Raw genomic sequence first — 19,705 nt, forward strand, 5'->3', positions numbered from 1 at the left:
TGGCGGACAGCGTCGGCGCCCAGGAGGCCGAACTGGCGCGGCAGATTTCGGCGCGCCGCGCCGCCATCCGTGCCGGCAGCGATGGCGACCGCTCGCCGATCGCCGCCCTGGAGCGGCGCAAATATGCGACACCGGCCAGCGTCATCGTGCTCGACGCGCTGAGCCAGGTGCTGCCCGACAACACCTTCGTCACCGAACTGCATCTGGCCGGCAACAAGCTGCAGATCGCCGGCATCACCCGCGACGCGCCGGCGCTGATCCCGCTGATCGAGCAATCCCGGCATTTCGCCCGCGCGACCTTCTATGCCCCGACCACGCGCTCGGCCTCCGATCCCGGCGAGCGCTTCCATATCGAGGCGCGGATCGAGCCGATCAACACGGCAAGCCCATGAGTCTGGCAAACGCCATCGCCCGCACGCTGACGCGCTCGCCGCTGATCGCGGTCGCCCTGTATGTCGCCGTATTCGGCGCCTTGCTGGCGACGGCGGTCTTCGCGATCTCCGATATCGCAGGCCAGCGCGAACGGCTTTCGCAAACCGCCGACCTGCTGGACCAGTTGCGGGGGCGCAAGCCGCGCGACGACGCGGCCGCGCTCGCGGCCGGGCATCCGGGGACGCCGTTCCTGGAGGGACCGACGGTGACGGTGGCCGGCGCCACGCTGCTGCAGCGGGTCGCTTCCGCCGTGGCCAGTGTCGGCGGCACAATCCAGTCCTCCCAGGTTGACGTGCTGGGCACCCAGGCGAGAGACGGTCTCGTGGGCCTCGTCGTCAGCTGCGAGATGGAACAGCCCGCGTTGCAGAAACTGCTCTACGATCTGGAGGCTGGCATGCCGTTCCTGTTCGTCGATCAGCTCGACGTGCAGGTGCCGCAAACCACCGCCGCCAACGAAAGCGGCTCGGGACGGATCAGGGTCGTACTCGGCGTTTCCGGGCAATGGCAGGGCGGCAAGTAGAGCGTTTTCGAGCGAAGTAGTCACCGGTTCGCGTGAAGAAAACGCGTCAAAACAAGAATCTGGAGCCCCGTTTCGATTCCATCGAAACGGAAAAGGCTCCAGTGCGCGTCACCAGCTATATTTGACGACGCCCTTGCCGGCATAGCTCGTGACATTGCCGGAGAATTCGCCCTCGAAGATGGCCGCCACCGAGAAGCCGTTCAGCCATTTCCGCTCGGCACTGGCGCTGACCAGCGCCGAATCGGCGTCGGGGCGCGCGCCGTTGACCACGAAACTGGCGCCGGGCAGCGCCTGGAAGATCGCGGTCACCGCGCGGTTCGGATCGTAGTCATGCGCCCAGGCGAGGCGTCCGCGCAGCGTGAGCACGCCGTCCTGCATGGCGTAGGATTTGTCGCTGCGGAAACCGAGTTCGCTGCGGGTGTCGGTCGTGGTCTGCGCCGCATAGTTCAGTGCGAACAGGCCGCCGCCGTTCAGCGATTGTTCGGCATAGGCCGGCAGGCTGAAGCTGATCGCCTGGACTGCCGCATAGGGTGTGATGGCGACGACGGGGTTTGCGAAGCGATAGCCGCCCTCGAACCGGCCGGAGAAGCTGTCGGCTCCGAAGCGCGCCTGCAGCATGTCGACACCCGCCAGCGCCACGGTGCGGTTGGTGGTGACGTCGTGCCAGCCATAGGCCAGCGCGCCCGAGAGATAGGCCGGGCCGATGTCATGCCGCGCATAGGCGCCGGCCTGGAATACGTTGGTTGAGCCGCTCCCCAGGCCATTGGCCAGCGAGAAGGCGGTGCCGCCACCGGCCAGCGCGAAGCCGAACAGCGTGTTGGGGTCGGTCTTGTAATCGGCGCCTGCCACGAGGCCGTAGGCGCTCGCCTTGGTGTCCTGCGAACCCACCACGGCACTGCCCCCGACCGTCTCGGATCCGCCATAGGACGCGCCCCAGACGCTCCAGCGGTTGAGCGGCTGGGGCGCCATGACAGGTGCCTTGGTCGCCATGGCATAGGCGTCGCGCTCGCTGGCTGTCGCATTGTTCCTGGCGGCATAGCTCAGGCTCTGACCATCGTCGGCGAACGGCGTCGGACCGCTGGAAGCCGTCGCGAAGCCGGTGCGGCCGGCGATCGTCGGGTCCAGCAGCAAATTGAGGAACAGGTCGTCCGCCTTGATCGAGGACTGGATGACGCCGGTGCCGAGTTCGCCCGAGGCAATCGTCAGGCCGGCCGCGTTGAGGGAAGCGAACGCCAACGGAATGCTGCCCGTGGAGTTGAAGAAGTTGACGAGAGTGTTGGCGACATTCTGCTGGTTGATGTTCAGACCGCCCGGGAAGTTCGGCCCGGGGGGAGGCGGGACGAAATGCAGCGTGAGATTCAGGAAGGCGTCATTGGCGTCGTAGCTCAGGGCGGATGTGATGTTCGCCGGCAGGTCGGTGTTCACGAGCGCATTGAACGTGCCGCTGACGCCGCCGGTGGCATTGACGATGGTATATTGCTTGCTGACATAGATGCCCGCCGAGAAGATCGCGCTCACCGTCGCGTTGCCGAGCGTCGCGGTGCCCGTGACATTGGTGCGGCCGGCATTCGTCGGCGAGACCTCGATCATGTAGGTCGAGGCGGTCGTGAAGGAGAGGCTGCCCTGCACCGTCAGCGGGCCGAACACGCTGCCGCCGGCGCTGCCGGGCGCCAGCGTGCCGCCGGCAATGGCGGTATTACCTACCGTCCCGCTGCCGGCCAGCGTCGCGCCCGTGTTCACGGTGGTCAGCGAGGACAAAGCGGTCGAGCCGTCGACCACGAGGGTGCCGCCGTTGACCGTGGTGGCGCCGGTGTAGGTGTCGATGCCCGACAGGGTGAGGGTGCCGGTCCCGACCTTGGTCAGCGACCCGCCGACCCCGGAAATCACGCCGCTGACGGCGGTCGAAAGATTGTTGCTGCCGACCGTCAGGCTCTTCGCCCCGAGCACGTAGCTGCCGGCGCCGGCGATCGAGCCCGCGGTCATGCCGGCCGCGGTCAGGCCCGACATGTCGAAGGTGCCGCCGGCGTTGGTGAGGAATTGCGCGCTGCCGCCGGTCGAAGAATCGAAGAAGAACACGTTGCCGCCGCTGCCGGTCGTGATCGTGGCGCTGGCGGCGGTGGTGTCGGCGTTGAAGCTTGTGGTGCCGTTGTTGGTGATGGTCGAACTGCCGGCGGAAGCGGTCGAGCTTCCAGCCCCGGAATCGCCGAACTGCAGGAAGCCGCCGGTATTGTTGGTGATCGTCGCGCTGCCGGCCGTGGTCGCCGCGGTGAATTCCGTGGTGCCGCCGGCCTGGTTGGTGATGTTCGCGTTCCCGGCCGTCGCCGTATCGGTACCGACGATCGGAACGCCGAATGTCGTCGTGCCGCCGTTGTTGTTGACGATGGTGGCGCTGGCAGCCGTGCTCTGATCCTGGAAATTGGTGCCGCCGCCGCTGTTGTTGGTGATCGTCGCGCTTGCCGCCGAGGTGCTGGCCAGGAAGCTTGTGGTGCCGTTGCTGTTGTTGGTGATATGGGCGGTTCCGGCGTTGGCGGTGTCGGTGCCGCCGAGGGAGCCGAAAATGGTTTGCCCGCCGGCGCCGATGCCGGGATTGTTGGTGATGGTCGCGCTGCCCGCAGTACTGGCGTTCAAGAACGACAGCGAACTGGTGATGCCGAGTGACCCGATGACGGTGATGTTGGCGGAGCCGGCGGTGGTGGTATTGTTGAAGGTGATCGTTCCAGGATGCATGGCGTCCGGCATGGTGATGGTGGCGCTGCCGGCGGTCGCGGAATTGTTGAAGACGAGATTGGACTCCTTCAGCACGATATTGGCGCTGCCCGCCGAACTCGTGTCGTTGAACGTGATCGAGCCGCCGACCAGGGAGGAGTTCAGCGTCGCGCTGCCCGCGTTACTGGAGTTGTTGAATGCAATCGTCGCGGTGCTGACGTTGGTGATATTCGCGCCGCCGGCGGTGGATGAATTGTTGAATTGGATCGCGCCGCTATTGGAAATCGTCGACGTGCCCGCGGTGGCCGTGTTGTTGAAGGTGAGCGTTGCGGCTGCGGCGTTCGTGATATTTGCGGTGCCCGCCGAACTGCCGTTGAAGAAATCCGTCTGAATGTTGTTGGTGATGGTGGCGCCGCCCGCCGTGCTGGTGTCGTTGAACTGCAGAATGCTGTTGTTGACGATCGTGGCGTTGGCGTTGCCGGCCGAGCTGGTATTCTGAAAGTTGATGAAACCGCCGTTGTCGTTGGTGATCGAAACCGCGCCGGTGCCGCTGTTGCCCGTGCTGCCGTTCTGGAACACCAGCGAATTGCCTGATGTCACCTCGAAGGTCTGCGTATTGGTGGAATTGTTGACGATGCCGGTGGCGTTGATGATGAACGGGTTGTTGATGGTAAAGGCAAAGGCCTGCGCGTTGGGTACGCTGGTGAAAAGAATTTCGCCGATCGTAACGACGCCGCCGTTGTTGGTGACCGCCGTTGTGCCGCCGTTGTTGAAGGTGGCCGTTCCGTTCGGCACCGTCGGATTGGTCGACCAGCTGGTCGGGTCGGTCCATTCGCCGCTGCCGCTCACCCAGGTGCCATCGACCGCGTGCGCCGACACCACGCCGAGCGCGGTGGTCGCGAGCAACACCGCAAGCGATTGCCGTGCCGCTGACCGCAGCCCGTTTCGGTTATTCGATGTTCGAATTGCCGGTTCGCCCATGAAATCTCTCAAATCGCCTCGAAAGTGAAAATCAACTCACGCGTCCGGCTTGCGAGAACCACTTGTACCCATCAAAGATGACAGGCAGTCGTCTCCCGGAAATCCGCCACCGCCGGTCCGAACCCCCGTTTTGGCCATATTCTCATGGCTTTGCCACCCTATGCAACGAACCGGGCATGTTTTGTCGGGGTACACGCGGTGCGCGGTTTCGTATTTTTGAAGGCGTGTCCGTTCGGCAACATCTTTGAGGCCTGGCGGCTCAAAAGTTCCCACTATTCCTTCACGCAAGCGCATCGAGGTCCCCGAATAGTGACGACTTGACGTTGAGTCGCGCCGTGTTGAAGGAGCCGCCGGTTGGGGCTAGGCTGAATGCGGATCCGCCGGCGACGAGCCGGCGGCGAGGGGGCGAGGCTGACATGGTGAGGGGGCTCGATATTGCCGGTTTGGTCCTGCTCGCCGGGACCCTGACGGTCGGCCAGCCGCCGGAGGCGGTCGCGGCGACTTCGGCGACGCTGGACATCCTGCCCGAGGGGCCAGACGAGGCTGCCGGCGCTGTCGACCTCGGCAGCCTGAAACCGATCTCGGGGCCGGGCAGGGAGGCGAATAAGCCGCTGCCGAGTGGCAACCCGCTATGGGCCGTTCCGCTCTCGGCCCTGACCGCCACGCAGGAGCGGCCGATTTTCTCGGCCTCCCGGCGCCCGCCGCAGCGGGCTGTGGTCGCCACGCCGGTCAATCCGGTCAGTGCGCCCGTTGCCCAGAGACCTGCCGAGCCGGAGCATCCGCCGCTGGCGCTGATCGGCGCCGTGGTCGGGGATGGCGAGGCCATCGCGGTTTTCCTCGACCGGACCAATCAGAAGATCGTCCGCCTGCGCCAGGGCGACAGTCACGCCGGCTGGCTGCTGAGTTCGGTCCAGCCCCGCCAGGTGACATTCGAGAAGGCGGACCAGACCGAGGTTCTCGCGCTCAAGCGCCAGGATGGTCCCGCGAGCGTTCCTGCCGTTGCCGGTGTTCCCACCGGCGCCGCCATTCCCGCCGTACCGGTCGCGGGTGCCGTCGACAACTCCTATGCACCCTTCGTCCCGCGCTCGACACCGAAGAACGGTGAATCGGACGGTCTTTAGAGCGGGGACACCGCGCGTCTATCGAGTCAGGATCGCCGTCAAGACCTCGCACAACCGCTGCTGCTGGGTCTCGCTCAAGCCCAGCCACATCGGCAGTCGGACCAGGCGCTCCGACAGCGATGTCGTCAGCGAAAGATCGCCATGCGCGCGCCCGAAGCGCTGGCCCGCCGGCGAGGAGTGCAGCGGGACATAGTGAAACACGGCATTGATATCGTTCGCCTTCAACCCCGCGAGAACCTTCTGACGCGCGCTCGGGGATTGCAGAAGGATGTAATACATATGCCCATTGTGCCGGCAGTCGGCGGGCACGATCGGGCGGCGCAGCAGGCCTTGCCGCTCGAGCGGCGCAAGCATCTCGTGGTAGCGCTGCCAGATCGCCAACCGCTCGCGGGTGATGCGTTCTGCCTCTTCAAGCTGAGCCCAGAGAAAGGCGGCGGTGATTTCGTTCGGTAGAAACGAGGAGCCGACATCCTGCCAGGTATATTTGTCGACCTCGCCGCGAAAAAACCTGCCGCGGTCGGTGCCCTTCTCGCGGATGATCTCGGCGCGGAGCATCAGTTCGGGATCGTTCACCAGCAGACTGCCGCCTTCACCCGACATGATGTTCTTGGTTTCGTGAAAGCTCAGGCAGCCGAGATCGCCGATGGCGCCGGGCGCGCGACCCTTGTAGCCGGCCATGATGGCCTGCGCCGCATCTTCGATGATCCGAAGATGGTGGCGCCTTGCGATCGCGGCGATCGAATCCATCTCGCAACTGACGCCGGCGTAATGCACGGGGACGATGGCGCGCGTCCGCGGGGTAATCGCGGCCTCGATTAGCCGTTCGTCGAGATTGAGCGTGTCTTCGCGGATGTCGACGAACACCGGCACCGCCCCGCGCAGCACGAACGCATTGGCCGTCGACACGAACGTATAGGACGGCATGATGATCTCGTCGCCGCTCTTGATATCGAGCAGCAGCGCGGCGAGATCCAGTGCCGAGGTGCATGAATGCGTCAGCAGCGCACTGGCACAACCGGTCTGCCGCTCGATCCATTGATGGCAGCGCCGCGTGAACGATCCGTCACCGGACAGGTGATCGTTGCGTTGCGCCTGCGCGATGTAGGCGAGCTCCTTGCCCGTCGCGTAAGGCCGGTTGAATGGAATAAAATCCGTCGTCATTGCTATCCGCCGGCCGATGCGAGCTGTTCCGGCCGCTTCGTCAGCCGCGCGGCGCGGGATCGGGCCGCGCCGTCCGCTGCACGTCATATACAACGGGCAGCATGACGTCCAACGCGTTGTCGGCGCCGGCAACGCCGATTGTCGCGGTTTGATCCGTCAGGATTCTGGGCAGGCGGCGGCAGACGACGGCAATATCGGGCAGGTGTTCGTTCAGGTACTTTGCCAGGATTTCGCCGGCGATCTTCACCATCGCATATTCCGCCGTCGCGCCGGCCGCCTCATCGATCGCTACCGTCGAAGGGTAGAAGGTCGCGATCTTCCCGGATCCGCCATGCGCCAGCGCGGATGTGTCATGCGGCAGTGCTTCGGACCTATGAAATTCCGGCGCCGAAGGCGAGGCCCTCTTGTCCTGTCCGGCGCGGCACCCTATGGCTTTATCCCCGGGATCGGCCAGGGGAATATACCGGTCTGACCGGCGCGAATCCGGCGGCCACGGCTTTCCCCGGACGCCCATGGCAGGAAAGACGAACGGGGTGTTGCTCCAGGCGCCGCCCCACATCCGCGAGGAAACGTGACGCTTCTTGCTTCGAGCCGCGCGCGTCGCATCTTCGGCGGATGGTCGGCCAACTTTGCGCAGATTCTGCTGGCCCTGACGCAGCAGATCGTCCTGATTCCGCTTTTCCTCAAGTACTGGACGGGCGACGTCCTGTCCGCCTGGCTGACGATCTTCGCCGCGGGCAACCTCGTTCTCGCCGCCGACGCCGGCCTGCACGCCTGGACCCTGAACCGCTTTCTCTCGTTCAAGTCGCGCGACGATTGCGATCGCCGCAGCAGCCGCTATTACGGCGCCGCATTTCAGCTGTTCGTCGCCTATGTCGCGGTGCTGGCGTCGCTGCTCGCGCTGATGTTCGCAACTGTTTCGCCTTCCAGGGTGTTGGGTTTCTCGGCGCAGCCGGACTTTGACCTGGCGTTCGCGATCATGACGCTGGGCACGGTCTTCACGCTGCTGTCGAATTTGCCAAGCGCGCTCTACCGCGCCCGCGGGCTCTATGGGCGAGCCGTGCGGGTGCAATTGTGGGGAATGGCGGCCGCCCAGCTCGGCGAGATCATCGCGGTGACCGCGACCGGCAGCCTGACCGCGGTCGTCATTGCCTATGTGGCCGGACAGATCGCCGCCTCGATCTACATGATGTTCGTCGACGTGCAGCGGCAATTTCCATTCGTCGAGAGCTTCCGTCAGCGCATTTCCTGGCGCTGGACCGTTGGACAATTCGCGGGAGCGTTTCCGTTTGCGGTGATGAATTTCGCCGAGGTCGGCCTCAGCTACCTTTCCGTCCTGATGATCGGAGCCTTGGTTTCGAACCGCATCGCCATCGCCCAGTGGGGACTGACACGCACCATCGCCGGCCTTTTGAGGGGGCTTTGCGTTCAGATGACGCTGCCGCTGGCGGCCGAACTCGGACACGATCACGCCATCGGCGCGCGCGAGAGCCTGCAGCGGCTTTATGCCAGGGGATCGGTTGTCCTGGTGTCGTTCGCAAGCCTGACCACGTCGGGCGCGCTGGTGTTCTGGCCGGATTTCTTTCAGATATGGACACATGGCGCCATTGCCTTCGACGCCACCCTCGCAACCACCTTGCTGTTGGGGATGTGCATCGGAACGCCGGCCATTCTGGCGCTCGGCTACGCCAACTACAGCAATCGCGGCCCGCTGTTGCTTCGGACCAAATCTCTGCAGCTGGCCATCTTTCTGGCGCTGTCAATCGGCCTGATCCCACGTCTCGGCCCGCTGGGGGCCGCCATCGCGCTGGTGTCGAGTGACATCATCGCCCAGTTTGGCGTTCTGTTCACGATCATCGCGCGTGAAACCCTCAGGCACCCGCTGCGGCACACCCTGTTCCTCATCGCGATGATGATAACGATCATCTCGGCCGGAGCGGCGGTCGGTGCGGTGATCAGATATTTCTGGCCCGGAACTGGAATCGTGCATTTTCTGGGCGAATGCACGCTGTGGCTTGCCGCGGTCGCGATGCTTGGCAGCCCGTTGGCGAACAACGCGCTGCGGCAAAGATTGGCGGCGGCGATTCCGCGCTGAGGCCGGATCTCAGGTCCGTTGGCCGGCCTGGCGGATCAGGTATTGCCCATACCCCGTCGCCTTCATCGGTTCGGCGAGCCGCAGCAGCTGTTCGGCGTCGATGAAACCCTGCATGAACGCGACTTCTTCCGGGCAGGCGATTTTCAGGCCCTGGCGCTTCTCGACGACGTAGATGAACTGTGAGGCTTCCAGCAGCGACTCGTGGGTACCGGCGTCGAGCCACGCATAGCCGCGGCCGAACCGCTCGACGTGAAGCTCGCCGCGTTCGAGATACCACTGGTTGAGGTCGGTGATCTCCAGTTCGCCCCGCGCCGACGGCTGCATCTCGCGCACGACATCGACCACGCGTTCGTCGTAAAAATACAGTCCGGTGACGGCGTAGTTCGATTTCGGCGCCTGCGGCTTCTCGACGATCCGCAGCGGCCGATGCGCGGCGTCGAACTCGATGACGCCGTAGCGCTCGGGATCGTCGACCCAGCAGGCGAACACCGTTGCACCGCGCTGCTGTTGTGCGGAGTCGCGCAGCAACGCACGCAGATTGTCGCCATAGAAGATGTTGTCGCCGAGGATCAGCGCCGACGATTTGCCGGCAAGGAATTCCCGGCCGATCAGGAATGCCTCGGCGATTCCGCCGGGATGGTCCTGGATCGCGTAGCAAAGCTCGATCCCCCATTGCTTGCCGTCGCCGAGCAGGCGCTGGAATTGCGCGATCTCTTCCGGGGTCGTGATGATCAGGAGCTCGCGGAGCCCGGCCAGCATCAGCGTGGTCAGCGAATAATAGATCAGCGGCTTGTCGTAGATCGGCAACAGCTGCTTGGAGGTTGCGAGCGTCAGCGGGTAGAGCCGCGTGCCCCGGCCCCCGGCCAAAATAATGCCCTTGCGATCCATGCGCGCGCTCGTTTTGGCCATGCGGCCAGCCCTCGGAGCGGCCTCGTTAACATGCGCTATTGCACAACTCAAAAGGCTTTCCGCCGTTATCTGCAATATTTCAACGATTTAGAAGGTCCGCATTGCGCCTTTTTGGCTGCTCCTATAGGAATGATTTGTGGCGCGGGCAATGCAAGAATCCGCAAACGCGCATCCGTCGCGTTCCGCGGCCTGGCTGACAACGAAATCATGTTGAACCGCGTTTATTGCACCTACTTCGATCACAACTACCTGCCGCGCGGGCTCGCACTGTATCATTCGCTTCAGCGCCATTCGCCGGGCTCGCGGCTTTGGGTGCTATGTCTGAGCGAAGCCTGTTACCGCACCCTGGTGGCGCTCGACCTGCCGAACCTGACCCCGCGACGGCTCACCGACTTCGAAGCGGCCGAACCGGCAGTGGCGGCGACGCGGCCGACCCGCAGCCTGATCGAATATTATTTCACCTGCTCGCCGGCCTGGATGCTCTTCGTCCTGAACAATGAACCGGAAGCCGAGTGGGTGACCTATCTCGACAGCGATTTGTTCTTTTTTGCCTCACCTGGCCCGATCTACGACGAGATGAAGGATGGCGCGTTCGGTATCATCCCGCATCGCTTCAGCAGACGGCTAACCGACCACCGCCGGTTCGGAATCTACAATGTCGGCTGGGTCAGTGTCCGCCGCCACGAGCCGGGCATCGCCGCATTGCGCTGGTGGCGCGAACGCTGCATCGAATGGTGCTACGATCGCGTGGAGGGCGACCGCTTCGCCGATCAGCGCTATCTCGATCGCTTGCCCGAGCTGTTTGCCGGCGTCCACGTGATCGAGCATCTCGGCGCCAATCTTGCGCCGTGGAATTTCGCCGACTATGAGGTCGGGTGGCGCGATGGATCGGTCGAGATCGAAGGGCGCTATCCGCTGCTGTTCTTTCATTTCTTTGGCGTCAAGCGCAGCGGCCGGTATTATTTCAACAGCCACCGGCTGTACCACGCGCCGTTTCCGGACCTCGTCAGGCAGCGGATCTACGAACCCTACGTCGCAGCCCTCGCCGCAGCGGAATTGACGGTCGACTCCCATCTGAAGGATCTGCCGATCGAGACCATCCGCAAGCCTGCTGTCGCCAGCCGTCGCGATCATGTATCCAACGCGCTGCGCAGGGTGAGAGCCGTGATCAATCGCGGTCTCGATATCGTCACCGGTCGGGCGATCCCGTCGCCGGATGCCCCGGCCCGGTAGGCGCTTCGCTGTTGTGCGGGAATTGGCATGCAATTGTTGATCCTAGGATTGTCCTCGATCGTGCAACGACGGGTGATACCCGCCGCGGCAGGCAGCGAGGCGATCAAGGGAATATCGATCGCAAGCAAGAGCCGCCCGGAACCGGATGAAGGGTGGCCGAAACGCGGGCGGTTTTTTTCCGATTATGAAACCGCGCTGCGGGAAAGCGATGCAGACATCGTTTATCTGTCGCTGCCCAATGCGATGCACGGACACTGGGTGCTGGCGGCGCTGGGCAGCGGCAAGCACGTCCTGGTCGACAAGCCGGCGATGCTCACGCGGGAGGCCTGCGAACGCGGTGTAATCGAGGCGCGGCGTTCGGGCCGTCTGCTCGCCGAGGCCACCGTGTTCGGCTATCACCCGTATTTCGACGCGCTGCTGGGGTTTGTGGCCGAGCACGGACCGCTGACCCTTGTCGACGCCGAGTTCATCATTCCGCCGCTCCCGATCGCCAATTTTCGCAACCACCGGGAACTGGGCGGCGGCTGCCTGTTGGACATGGGTCCCTATGCCGCCGCCTTGACGCGGATGCTCGGCGGCGGCCCGCCATCACAAATCACGGCGTTGCCGGGCACGCGTCATCCCGAGACCGGCGTCGATATGGGCTTTTCGATGCAGGCGCGGCTTTTCAATGGCGGGATCTTTTCCGGTCATTTCAGCTTCGAGGGCGAATATCAAAATCGCTTGCTCATCGTGGCGCGTTCGGGCTCTGTGACGACCGAGCGCGTATTCAGCCCGCCTGCCGATCACCGGATCGAGTGGCGCCAGCGCGTGCGCAATGTCGAGACTGTGGTGACGTTCGAGGCCGCCGATATCTTCGCCCGCTTCCTGGATGCGGCGACGCGCGCGATCGCGTCAGGCGATCACGAGCCCTTGCATCGCGACCTGCTGGCGGACGCGGAGTGCCGGGCGAAAATCGCGGACGCGCTCGCGCCGAACTGCCAACGAGGCCGCCATGCCGATTAACGTCTGGGATTACTTGCGGGAATATGACGAACTGCGCGAGGAGATTCTCGCCGTGGTGGATCGGGTGTTCCGCTCCGGCCGGCTGGTGCTCGGTCAGGAAGGCGTCAAATTCGAACGCGAGATGGCGGCCTATCTCGGCGTCGCCGACGGCGTCGGCGTCAACAGCGGCACCGACGCGATCTACATCGCGCTTGCAGCGCTCGGCGTGAAGGTCGGCGACGAGGTCATCACGGTGCCCAATACCGCGGTGCCGACGGTTTCGGCGATCCAGACCCTCGGCGCCAGGCCGGTCTTTGTCGACGTGCGTGACGACGATTTCCTGATGGACGTCGAACAGGTCGAGGCGGCGATCACGCCACGCACCACGGCCATCATTCCGGTTCACCTTTACGGCCAGTGCGTCGACCTCGATCCGCTGATGGCGCTGGCGCGCCGCCACGGGCTCAAGGTGATGGAAGATTGCGCGCAATCGCAAGGCGCGCTCTACAAGAACCACCAGTCCGGAAGCGTCGGCGATGCTTCGTCGTTCTCGTTCTACCCGACCAAGGTGCTTGGCGCCTACGGCGACGGCGGCATGGTGCTGAGCAACGACGAGGCGGTCACGCGCCTGGCGCGGAGCCTGCGCTTCTACGGGATGGAAACCGTCTATTATTCCGAACGGCACGGCTACAATTCCCGCCTCGACGAGGTCCAGGCAGCCATCCTGTCGCTCAAGCTGCCGCGTATCGACGGCTGGATCGAGCGTCGCCGCGCGATTGCCGCGCGCTATGACCAGGGGCTCGCCGGCTCCGGGCTGCTGCTGCCGCGCCAGAACGCGCACAGCCGGCATACCTACTACGTCTACGTGGTCGAACATCCCTCCGACCGCGACGGCGTGCTGCAGCGGCTGGCCCAACGCGACATCAATTGCAATGTTTCCTACCGCTGGCCGATCCATACCATGCGCGGCATGGCCGACCTGGACTATCGCGAAGGCCAGTTCCCGGTGGCCGAGCGCAAGGCGCAGCGAATTTTCTCGCTGCCGATGTATCCGCACCTGACGGACGAGGAAGTCGACACGGTGATCGAGGTCTTGAGGGAAGTGATCTGATGGCCGAGCGCACGCATCTCGACTGGTTTCGCGAGCGGCTCGCCGCGTCGCGGGCGATCGAGCCAAGGGATCCGGCGCCGATCCTGGCCTGGCGCGAGGCGCAGCGGAATCGCATCCGGTTCAAGGCGGATTTGATCGGCCTGGACGAGGTCCGCGGCTGGTCGCGGGACGAAAACGGCAATGTGCGGCACAAAAGCGGACAGTTCTTCGCCGTCGAGGGTGTGCGGGTCGAGAGCGGCGACCTGCGCGAGGTCTCCTCGTGGGATCAGCCGATCTATACCCAGCCGGAAGGCGGTATCCTCGCGCTATTGGCCCGCGAGACGCCGGTGAACGGCGTTCAGTTTCTGCTGAATGGAAAGCCCGAGCCGGGAAATATCGGCGTGATTCAGTTCTCCCCGACAATTCAGAGCACGTGGTCCAACATCAGGCGCGCCCATGCCGGCAAGCGTCCGCCGATGGTGGAAGTCCTCACCGCCGAAGCCGGCGTCCGGATCGTCTACCGCGCCGAGCACAACGAAGAGGGCGGCCGGTTCTGGCGCAAGTCGAACGAGAACATCATCGCGTTTCTCGACGATGAACGCGTCATCGAGACCGACATGACCATGTTCTGTTGGGCCAGCCTCAGGCAGATCAAGGAGCTCGCCTTGATGGACAATGTGCTCAGCCCGTTCGTGAAGACGATATTGTTGCCGCTCTAGACGCACGCAGCTTTGCTGCGATCAGGGCTTCGCAACCTTCGAGAACAGGTAGGTCTGCGTCGTCGAATGATGGCCGGTTACCTCCGACATGTCGTAGTGAATGCCTGCCCATTCGCGCTCGAGCCGCAATCCGGATTGTTGGCACAACGCCATCAATTCGGGCTTGCTGAAGATGATCTCGACCACCGGCGCGCCATAGGCGTATTTTCGCAAGTAGGTCGTCCGATAACCGACAAACACTGGAACGGTGTGAAAGATGCAATAATGTGCCGCGACCCGCGCGGCCTCGCGGATCGCCGCCTCATACTCGACGATGTGCATCAACGAGACGCCATTGAAGACAATGTCGAAGGCGCCGTCCGGGTAGGGCAGCGCGGTTGCATCGGCGACCTCGAAAGCGATCGATGGATAATGGAGGCGGGCGCGGGCGATCATGGCGTCGGAATAGTCGACGCCGGTATATCGCACGCCGCCGGGGACGAGCGTGGCAAAAACTTCCGAATAGTAGCCGCTGCCGCAGCCGACCTCGAGCACGCGTGGGTCTGCGATTCCGGTCGCCGAGACCGCCTCTGCCCCGACCCTGAAATCGAGCCGCGGTTCGCCGCGCTTCATGTCGGCGATCAGCCCGCGATAGGCGCGTTCCTGTCGCGACACCGTGCGAGCCGCAAGCCAGCCGGCTGACGAAGCCGTCGCGCGCTCGGCCTCTTCCTTGCCGCCGAGCACGCGATGGTCGCTGGAACTCATGACATGGCGGCGCAGGATCGGCGATGCCTTGACTAAGTGCTTGCCGATCTGCCTGACGATGCGGGGAAGCTTCATCGCGACCCCCGTATGCCGTCGACAAAGCCGAGAATCTCGGCGGCGCGATGGCGATAGGTATGTTGCGCCAGGGTCCGCGCCTGGCCGGCGCGCGCGATCGCCGCGCGACCCTCGTCGTGGCTGAGGTGGTGTTCGATGCGTTGCAGGCATTCGTCGATCGAGCGCCACACCGCGACCTCGCGATCCCCGGCAAACAGCGTGTCCAGATTGTCCTTGAAATCGGTCAGGAGAAAAGCGCCGACGCCGGTCGCCTCGAACAGCCGCATGTTGCCGGCTTCCCGGCCCGCCAGATCGATATGCGAATTGAGCGTGATGCGGGAGCGCCGCAGCACCTGGTACATGTCCACGCCCCAGACTTCGCCCTGGAAGCAGCGGTGCAGCGGCGAGGAAGCGGGCAGCGCCTGCGGACGGTTGCCCCATAGCTTGAGATCATAGCGTTCGGCGACCGCTTCCAGCAGCGCGATCCGCTGCCGGTGATCAAGCGAAATCGAACCGACGAAGGAGACATCGACGTCGGTTGCGGGCGCCGCGGGCAGGGCGTCGAGAATCGCCGGTTCGAACGCCAGATGATTGACTTCGGCGCGCACGCCGAGGGTGCGAAAGAACTTCGCCGTCGTCGGCAGTTGCGAAATCAGGAGATCGTAGATGCCCCAGTCCTCGCCGCGCGACGGCTCGATGCCGACCTGGCCGATCAGGATCGGGCTGCCGATGCCCTTGATGCGGCGCATCAGGCGGGTATCGACATGGAAGACATCCTGGTTGAGCACCAGATCGGGCCTGAATTCCTCGATCTGCGCCAGCAGGATGTTCTCGGCCTGTTGGTCGAGTTTGGGGCTCAATCCGACCTTGCGGGCGAGCGGCCGCAGAATCGGCTTGAACGGCGTCACCGCGCGTTCCAGCCAGCCGGGGAATGTGGGGCGCTCGGCAACATCCTGCGGCGCATCAAACGCCATGCCGTGCTCGCGCGCCCATGCGGCCTGAAGCCTGGGATTGTTGACGTGGATTTCGGCCGCGGGATGGCCAAGCGTTGCGAAGTTCCTGGAATAGAAATCGGCGAGCCCGAACAGGCTCGCGTTCCGGGCGGCCATCTGGGCGGCGTAGGAAGCGCCCTCGAGCCCTGGCTCACGGCGATAGAGCCAAGCCAGGAAGCGCGAGTAATCCGCGTTGAGCACGAGGATGCGCATGGCCGGCTAGACCGCGATCCGGAAGCCGTAATTCTTGTCGATCCACGCCCGATAGGCGCCGCTGGTCACGTCGCGCCACCAGTCTTCGTGGGCGAGGTACCAGTGCACGGTCTGACGCAGGCCGCTCTCGAAGCCGACGCTGCATCGGCTATCGAGTTCGGTCGCGAGTTTGCCGGCGTCGATCGCATAGCGGTGATCATGTCCGGGCCGGTCGGTGACGAAACCGATCAGCGAGTGGCAACCGGTTCCGGATGCCGCCGGACAGGATGGAAAACGCGAGGCAAGGTCCTTGTGCGCGGCGAAGGCCTCGTCGAGGGTTTCGCAGATCAGCCCGACCACCTCGCGGTTGTTGCGCTCGTTGCCGCCTCCGACATTGTAGGTTTCGCCGATGCGGCCGCGCTCGATCACGCTCATCAGCGCGCCGCAATGGTCGGAAACATGCAACCAGTCGCGGACGTTGGAGCCGTCGCCATAGACCGGCAGCGGCTTGCCCTCCAGCGCGTGAATGATCATCAGCGGAATTAGCTTTTCCGGGTGCTGGTAGGGCCCGTAATTATTGGAGCAATTGGTGATCAAGGCCGGCATCGCGTAGGTCGCGACGAACGCCCGCACCAGATGGTCGCTCGCCGCCTTGCTCGCGGCGTAAGGCGAATTCGGGCGGTACGGCGAGGATTCGGTAAAGGCGGGATCATCAGGCCCGAGCGAGCCGTAGACTTCGTCGGTCGAGACATGAAGAAAGCGCGCGCGATCGATCGCGCCCGACGAGCGCCACGCGTCAAGCGCGGTCTTGAGCAGGGTGAAGGTGCCGAGCACGTTGGTTTGCAGGAAGGCCTCCGGATCGGCGATGGATCGGTCGACATGGGATTCGGCGGCGAGATGGGCGACGCGGGTGAAGTGATGCTCGTCGAACAGCCGCCGCATCAGCGCCGCATCCCCGATGTCACCCCTGACGAACTGGATGCGGCGATCCGTAATCAACGGTTCCAGGCTGCGGACGTTCGCCGCATAGGTCATGGCATCGACGACAACCAGCCGGTCGTCCGGGCGCGCCTTGCACCATGCATGCACCAGGTTCTGGCCGATGAAACCGGCGCCGCCGGTGATCAGAACGTGCTGCATCGGAGCCCCTTGGTTGTCCGTCACCCGAGGATGTTTCCTTGAACGGGATCCATCACCGCCATTTCACCAGAGATCAAGCGATGTCTGCAATCAAGCGATGTCAGTTCGGCAAGACGCACGAACCGGCGGGGCAGTCCCGGCTGCCCCGAGGCGATCATTCCGCCGGCGGCGAGTGATAATCGGTCGGATTTGGACCGTCAATAGCCAGACAAACCGATCGATTTTGCGGGTCGTGCCGAGTGCCGACCGTGCGCCCGATGGTTCATGGCGAAGGTTCGACCGGCATCGCCGCGCTGCCGTCGAACAAGGCGCGCGGCATCACGTACCAAAGCAGGAAGAGAAGTGCGGCCCCGTTGGTCAGCAGCGTCGTGGTAAGCGGCACGTTCAGCAGGATCTGCGGAAACAGGCCGCCCGACAGCAGAATGAATCTTGCCGGCAGGCCCGAGGAGAGGCGATTGCCGAGAGCAATCACCAGTCCGCAAGCGAGCGCGGCGAGCGGCGCCAGCATCGGTCCGACCGAAGCAACGCCTTCGGTCGCGAACAGCGAGGCGTTCAAGTTGCCCAGCTGATAGGCCTTCTCCATCACGATCGACAGGTATTCGTCGTACGGGCAGCCGACGAAGGGCTTCAGGAAGGAAATCTGGCAAAAATAGGTATGCGCGTGGGTCGAAAAGAAATCGCTGTACACATCGAGCGCGACCGATGGAAAGGCGATCATCCTGAAATTGATCGAGCCGAAATAATACATGACCCGCTCGTAGGGAAATGCTCCCGCCTCGACCGGCAACCCCAACAGATTTCCAAACAACAGCGGCAGTAGCAGTGATAGCACGACCGAAATCCTGGCTTCAACGAAGCGGGACAGCAGCACCAGAAACATGAGCCAGAACGGCGCAAACAGCACCAGCTTGGTGAGAGTCACCGGGTAAAACAGCACCAGCAGCAGCAACGCGATAGCGGCGCGCCACCGGTCCCCGCGCGCCACGAAGCAGGCGAAGGCGAATGGCAGCAGCGTATTCGACGTCGCGCCCGTCGCATATCTCAGCCATGCGGGAAATTCGATTTCGTCACGGAAATTGTAGATATCCTCGACGCCGACCAGCCTGAAATGGTGGAAAGCGCCGGTTGCCACGACTGCCGCCGACACCATCAGGATCACGGTCAGTAGTTGATCCAGCGCCGGTGCCGACAGGACATATCTCTGCCTGATAGGCGAGTCGACGAACAGCGCGGGTACCAGGAACGCAACGGCAGCCGCGAAGGCGGAAATCGCCGACAGTCTGTGGTCGTAGTGAAACCTCGAGAATTCGACGATCCAGAGATAACCGAGAATCATCGTGTAAAAATAAAATCCCAGGAAATAGCCGAAGCTGAATCGGCCGAATATGAAGACCGCCGATACGGTTGCGAACAGCGCGACATTGAGCACAGCCTCGAAGAGGTGGGTTTTGTCGAACATCACGACCTGCAGCTTCGGGTAGAATGCGGCGACGAAAATCAGCGACAGGCAACACATCAGGATATGGAAGGCCAGCAGCAGGGCGAGCCGGAGCCGGGCGTTCGATCGCCAGGACACCAAATTTTGGTCGCCGTCCGTGGAGTTGGTCATGCTCGTCGATCCGGGGTCGTGGACGCCGGGACGGCGCGGCGGTTTGCTGCCGCGGCCGACGCAGGGAGGTCGCGGTGCAACGAGCGCGATGTGGCAGCCCCGCCATGGTAGATCATCAGGACGGCTTCCATCCGACCGCAAGCAGTTTTCCCGGTCTTGCGATCAACGGGCAGCCGATCCGTTGCCATATCGCGCCCTGACCGATGGCCTTGAGGGAAAGCTCGAGGTATCTTTCGGGTATTGGTATAAGCCAGGGCGATCTGCCGAGTCTCGCCCGGTAGCGCGCAATGACGTCGGGAACGCTGAGCGGCGCAGGATCCGACACGATGAACGTTTCGCCCCGCGCGCGGGGATCGGTAAGGGCGATTGCGACGGCGGAATTGAAATTCTGCACCGACAGCACGGATCGTCGGGCCTTCAGTGCCCCGAACGGCAGCGGAACCGGCAGGCGCGAGATCCTGTGAACGGTCGCGAAATTTCCTTTTTCACCTTCGCCGTAGATGACAACCGGTCGCAGGATCGTAAACGATACGCCTGCCGCGCGAACCGCCAGTTCGGCGGCCAATTTCGATCTGCCGTAGGCATTGTCCGGCCTCGGCGGGTCGTCCTCGGTCAATTCGCGATCCGAAAATGAGCCGGATTGCGCCGCAATCGACGAAACGAAAACCAGATGCATGCCGCCGCGAAAGGCCGCGCGCGCCAGCGCTTCGGTTGCCTGATGATTGACCCGGTCATAGAGATCATCGTCGGCAAAGGTGTGGGCGATACCGGCGAGATGGACGATGGCATGGCATTCCCGCAACAGGGATTGCCAGTTGAATGGCACGGAAAGATCGGGGAGCGGGACCCGGACCACGTTTTCTCGCTGGTGGTCGGACGCCGTCCTGGATGCGGCGATCACCCTGTAGCCCAGCGCGGCGAGATAAGGCACGAGATGACGCCCGAGGAAGCCGTCGGAGCCGGTCACCAGCACGGTTGTTGGATCATTCATCGGTGAGCGCACTTGAGGCCTGGAAGCGCGGT

The 19,705-nt window shown here is 63.7% G+C and carries 17 protein-coding genes; 8 read left to right on the forward strand and 9 right to left on the reverse strand.

The window, feature by feature from the left end:
• Both VK804_RS30765 and gspM read left to right on the forward strand, forming a co-directional pair.
• Positions 1 to 392, forward strand: a 392-nt coding sequence (locus tag VK804_RS30765) for a PilN domain-containing protein (protein ID WP_325752054.1), incomplete at its 5' end; no start/stop codon positions are given.
• Positions 389 to 952, forward strand: a complete 564-nt coding sequence (gspM, locus tag VK804_RS30770) for a type II secretion system protein GspM (protein ID WP_325752055.1) — start codon at positions 389 to 391, stop codon at positions 950 to 952. The genes VK804_RS30765 and gspM, both read left to right, overlap by 4 nt.
• Before the next feature lie 108 nt (positions 953 to 1,060).
• Here the strand turns inward: gspM and VK804_RS30775 are convergent, their stop codons facing one another.
• Positions 1,061 to 4,639 (reverse strand): autotransporter outer membrane beta-barrel domain-containing protein, encoded by a 3,579-nt coding sequence (locus VK804_RS30775; protein WP_325752056.1) that lies wholly within the window; start codon positions 4,637 to 4,639, stop codon positions 1,061 to 1,063.
• 416 nt (positions 4,640 to 5,055) lie between these two features.
• Between VK804_RS30775 and VK804_RS30780 the strand changes: the two genes are divergently transcribed.
• Positions 5,056 to 5,760, forward strand: coding sequence for a hypothetical protein (locus tag VK804_RS30780; protein WP_325752057.1), 705 nt, complete (start codon positions 5,056 to 5,058; stop codon positions 5,758 to 5,760).
• Positions 5,761 to 5,778: 18 nt separating this feature from the next.
• On the opposite strand, the gene rffA is transcribed toward VK804_RS30780, so the two are convergent.
• Both rffA and VK804_RS30790 read right to left on the reverse strand, forming a co-directional pair.
• Positions 5,779 to 6,921, reverse strand: coding sequence for a dTDP-4-amino-4,6-dideoxygalactose transaminase (gene rffA, locus VK804_RS30785; RefSeq protein WP_325752058.1), 1,143 nt, complete (start codon positions 6,919 to 6,921; stop codon positions 5,779 to 5,781).
• Between the two features lie 40 nt (positions 6,922 to 6,961).
• The gene (locus VK804_RS30790) at positions 6,962 to 7,480 is read right to left on the reverse strand and encodes a hypothetical protein (protein WP_325752059.1); all 519 of its coding nucleotides are present in this window, start codon (positions 7,478 to 7,480) and stop codon (positions 6,962 to 6,964) included.
• Between the two features lie 12 nt (positions 7,481 to 7,492).
• On the opposite strand from VK804_RS30790, the gene VK804_RS30795 reads away from it, so the two are divergent.
• Positions 7,493 to 9,016 (forward strand): hypothetical protein, encoded by a 1,524-nt coding sequence (locus VK804_RS30795; protein WP_325752060.1) that lies wholly within the window; start codon positions 7,493 to 7,495, stop codon positions 9,014 to 9,016.
• 9 nt (positions 9,017 to 9,025) lie between these two features.
• On the opposite strand, the gene rfbA is transcribed toward VK804_RS30795, so the two are convergent.
• Positions 9,026 to 9,904 carry a glucose-1-phosphate thymidylyltransferase RfbA gene (gene rfbA / locus VK804_RS30800; RefSeq protein WP_325752147.1) on the reverse strand — a complete coding sequence of 293 codons (879 nt, stop codon included), beginning with the start codon at positions 9,902 to 9,904 and terminating at the stop codon, positions 9,026 to 9,028.
• Between the two features lie 228 nt (positions 9,905 to 10,132).
• Here rfbA and VK804_RS30805 point away from each other — a divergent pair, with 228 nt between their 5' ends.
• From VK804_RS30805 to VK804_RS30820, 4 genes are read left to right on the forward strand one after another with little or no spacing between them, the layout of a single operon-like run.
• Positions 10,133 to 11,158 (forward strand): hypothetical protein, encoded by a 1,026-nt coding sequence (locus tag VK804_RS30805; RefSeq protein ID WP_325752061.1) that lies wholly within the window; start codon positions 10,133 to 10,135, stop codon positions 11,156 to 11,158.
• Positions 11,159 to 11,185: 27 nt separating this feature from the next.
• Entirely contained in the window at positions 11,186 to 12,163 is a 978-nt protein-coding gene (locus tag VK804_RS30810; protein ID WP_325752062.1) for a Gfo/Idh/MocA family oxidoreductase, read from the forward strand.
• A complete protein-coding gene (locus tag VK804_RS30815) occupies positions 12,153 to 13,253 on the forward strand; it encodes a DegT/DnrJ/EryC1/StrS family aminotransferase (protein WP_325752063.1) in 1,101 nt (366 codons plus the stop codon). The genes VK804_RS30810 and VK804_RS30815 overlap by 11 nt, the downstream gene beginning before the upstream one ends.
• Positions 13,253 to 13,951 (forward strand): NDP-hexose 2,3-dehydratase family protein, encoded by a 699-nt coding sequence (locus tag VK804_RS30820; RefSeq protein WP_325752064.1) that lies wholly within the window; start codon positions 13,253 to 13,255, stop codon positions 13,949 to 13,951. Before VK804_RS30815 ends, VK804_RS30820 begins: the two co-directional genes overlap by 1 nt.
• A gap of 21 nt (positions 13,952 to 13,972) precedes the next feature.
• Here the strand turns inward: VK804_RS30820 and VK804_RS30825 are convergent, their stop codons facing one another.
• The 5 genes from VK804_RS30825 to VK804_RS30845 all read right to left on the reverse strand — a co-directional run bounded on the left by VK804_RS30825 (position 13,973) and on the right by VK804_RS30845 (position 19,673).
• Entirely contained in the window at positions 13,973 to 14,770 is a 798-nt protein-coding gene (locus tag VK804_RS30825) for a class I SAM-dependent methyltransferase (RefSeq protein ID WP_325752065.1), read from the reverse strand.
• Complete coding sequence (locus VK804_RS30830) at positions 14,767 to 15,954, reverse strand: CgeB family protein (RefSeq protein ID WP_325752066.1); 1,188 nt, start codon at positions 15,952 to 15,954, stop codon at positions 14,767 to 14,769. Before VK804_RS30830 ends, VK804_RS30825 begins: the two co-directional genes overlap by 4 nt.
• A 6-nt stretch (positions 15,955 to 15,960) precedes the next feature.
• Entirely contained in the window at positions 15,961 to 17,073 is a 1,113-nt protein-coding gene (rfbB, locus tag VK804_RS30835; protein WP_325752067.1) for a dTDP-glucose 4,6-dehydratase, read from the reverse strand.
• 262 nt (positions 17,074 to 17,335) lie between these two features.
• Entirely contained in the window at positions 17,336 to 18,682 is a 1,347-nt protein-coding gene (locus tag VK804_RS30840; protein ID WP_325752068.1) for a hypothetical protein, read from the reverse strand.
• A 115-nt stretch (positions 18,683 to 18,797) separates the two neighbouring features.
• Complete coding sequence (locus tag VK804_RS30845; RefSeq protein ID WP_325752069.1) at positions 18,798 to 19,673, reverse strand: NAD-dependent epimerase/dehydratase family protein; 876 nt, start codon at positions 19,671 to 19,673, stop codon at positions 18,798 to 18,800.
• Between the last annotated feature and the right edge of the window lie 32 nt (positions 19,674 to 19,705).

Origin of the sequence: Bradyrhizobium sp. (assembly GCF_035484855.1) — a bacterium.
Taxonomy (GTDB): Bacteria; Pseudomonadota; Alphaproteobacteria; order Rhizobiales; family Xanthobacteraceae; genus Bradyrhizobium.

Bases quoted from the DNA above. Each gene is read 5' to 3' on its own strand.
- VK804_RS30825 (WP_325752065.1), bottom strand. From the start codon at position 14,770: ATGAAGCTTCCCCGCATCGTCAGGCAGATCGGCAAGCACTTAGTCAAG.
- rffA (WP_325752058.1), bottom strand. From the start codon at position 6,921: ATGACGACGGATTTTATTCCATTCAACCGGCCTTACGCGACGGGCAAG.
- VK804_RS30805 (WP_325752061.1), top strand. From the start codon at position 10,133: ATGTTGAACCGCGTTTATTGCACCTACTTCGATCACAACTACCTGCCG.
- VK804_RS30790 (WP_325752059.1), bottom strand. From the start codon at position 7,480: ATGTGGGGCGGCGCCTGGAGCAACACCCCGTTCGTCTTTCCTGCCATG.
- VK804_RS30840 (WP_325752068.1), bottom strand. From the start codon at position 18,682: ATGACCAACTCCACGGACGGCGACCAAAATTTGGTGTCCTGGCGATCG.
- VK804_RS30775 (WP_325752056.1), bottom strand. From the start codon at position 4,639: ATGGGCGAACCGGCAATTCGAACATCGAATAACCGAAACGGGCTGCGG.
- VK804_RS30845 (WP_325752069.1), bottom strand. From the start codon at position 19,673: ATGAATGATCCAACAACCGTGCTGGTGACCGGCTCCGACGGCTTCCTC.
- VK804_RS30815 (WP_325752063.1), top strand. From the start codon at position 12,153: ATGCCGATTAACGTCTGGGATTACTTGCGGGAATATGACGAACTGCGC.
- VK804_RS30820 (WP_325752064.1), top strand. From the start codon at position 13,253: ATGGCCGAGCGCACGCATCTCGACTGGTTTCGCGAGCGGCTCGCCGCG.
- rfbA (WP_325752147.1), bottom strand. From the start codon at position 9,904: ATGGATCGCAAGGGCATTATTTTGGCCGGGGGCCGGGGCACGCGGCTC.
- VK804_RS30810 (WP_325752062.1), top strand. From the start codon at position 11,186: ATGCAATTGTTGATCCTAGGATTGTCCTCGATCGTGCAACGACGGGTG.
- gspM (WP_325752055.1), top strand. From the start codon at position 389: ATGAGTCTGGCAAACGCCATCGCCCGCACGCTGACGCGCTCGCCGCTG.
- VK804_RS30830 (WP_325752066.1), bottom strand. From the start codon at position 15,954: ATGCGCATCCTCGTGCTCAACGCGGATTACTCGCGCTTCCTGGCTTGG.
- rfbB (WP_325752067.1), bottom strand. From the start codon at position 17,073: ATGCAGCACGTTCTGATCACCGGCGGCGCCGGTTTCATCGGCCAGAAC.
- VK804_RS30780 (WP_325752057.1), top strand. From the start codon at position 5,056: ATGGTGAGGGGGCTCGATATTGCCGGTTTGGTCCTGCTCGCCGGGACC.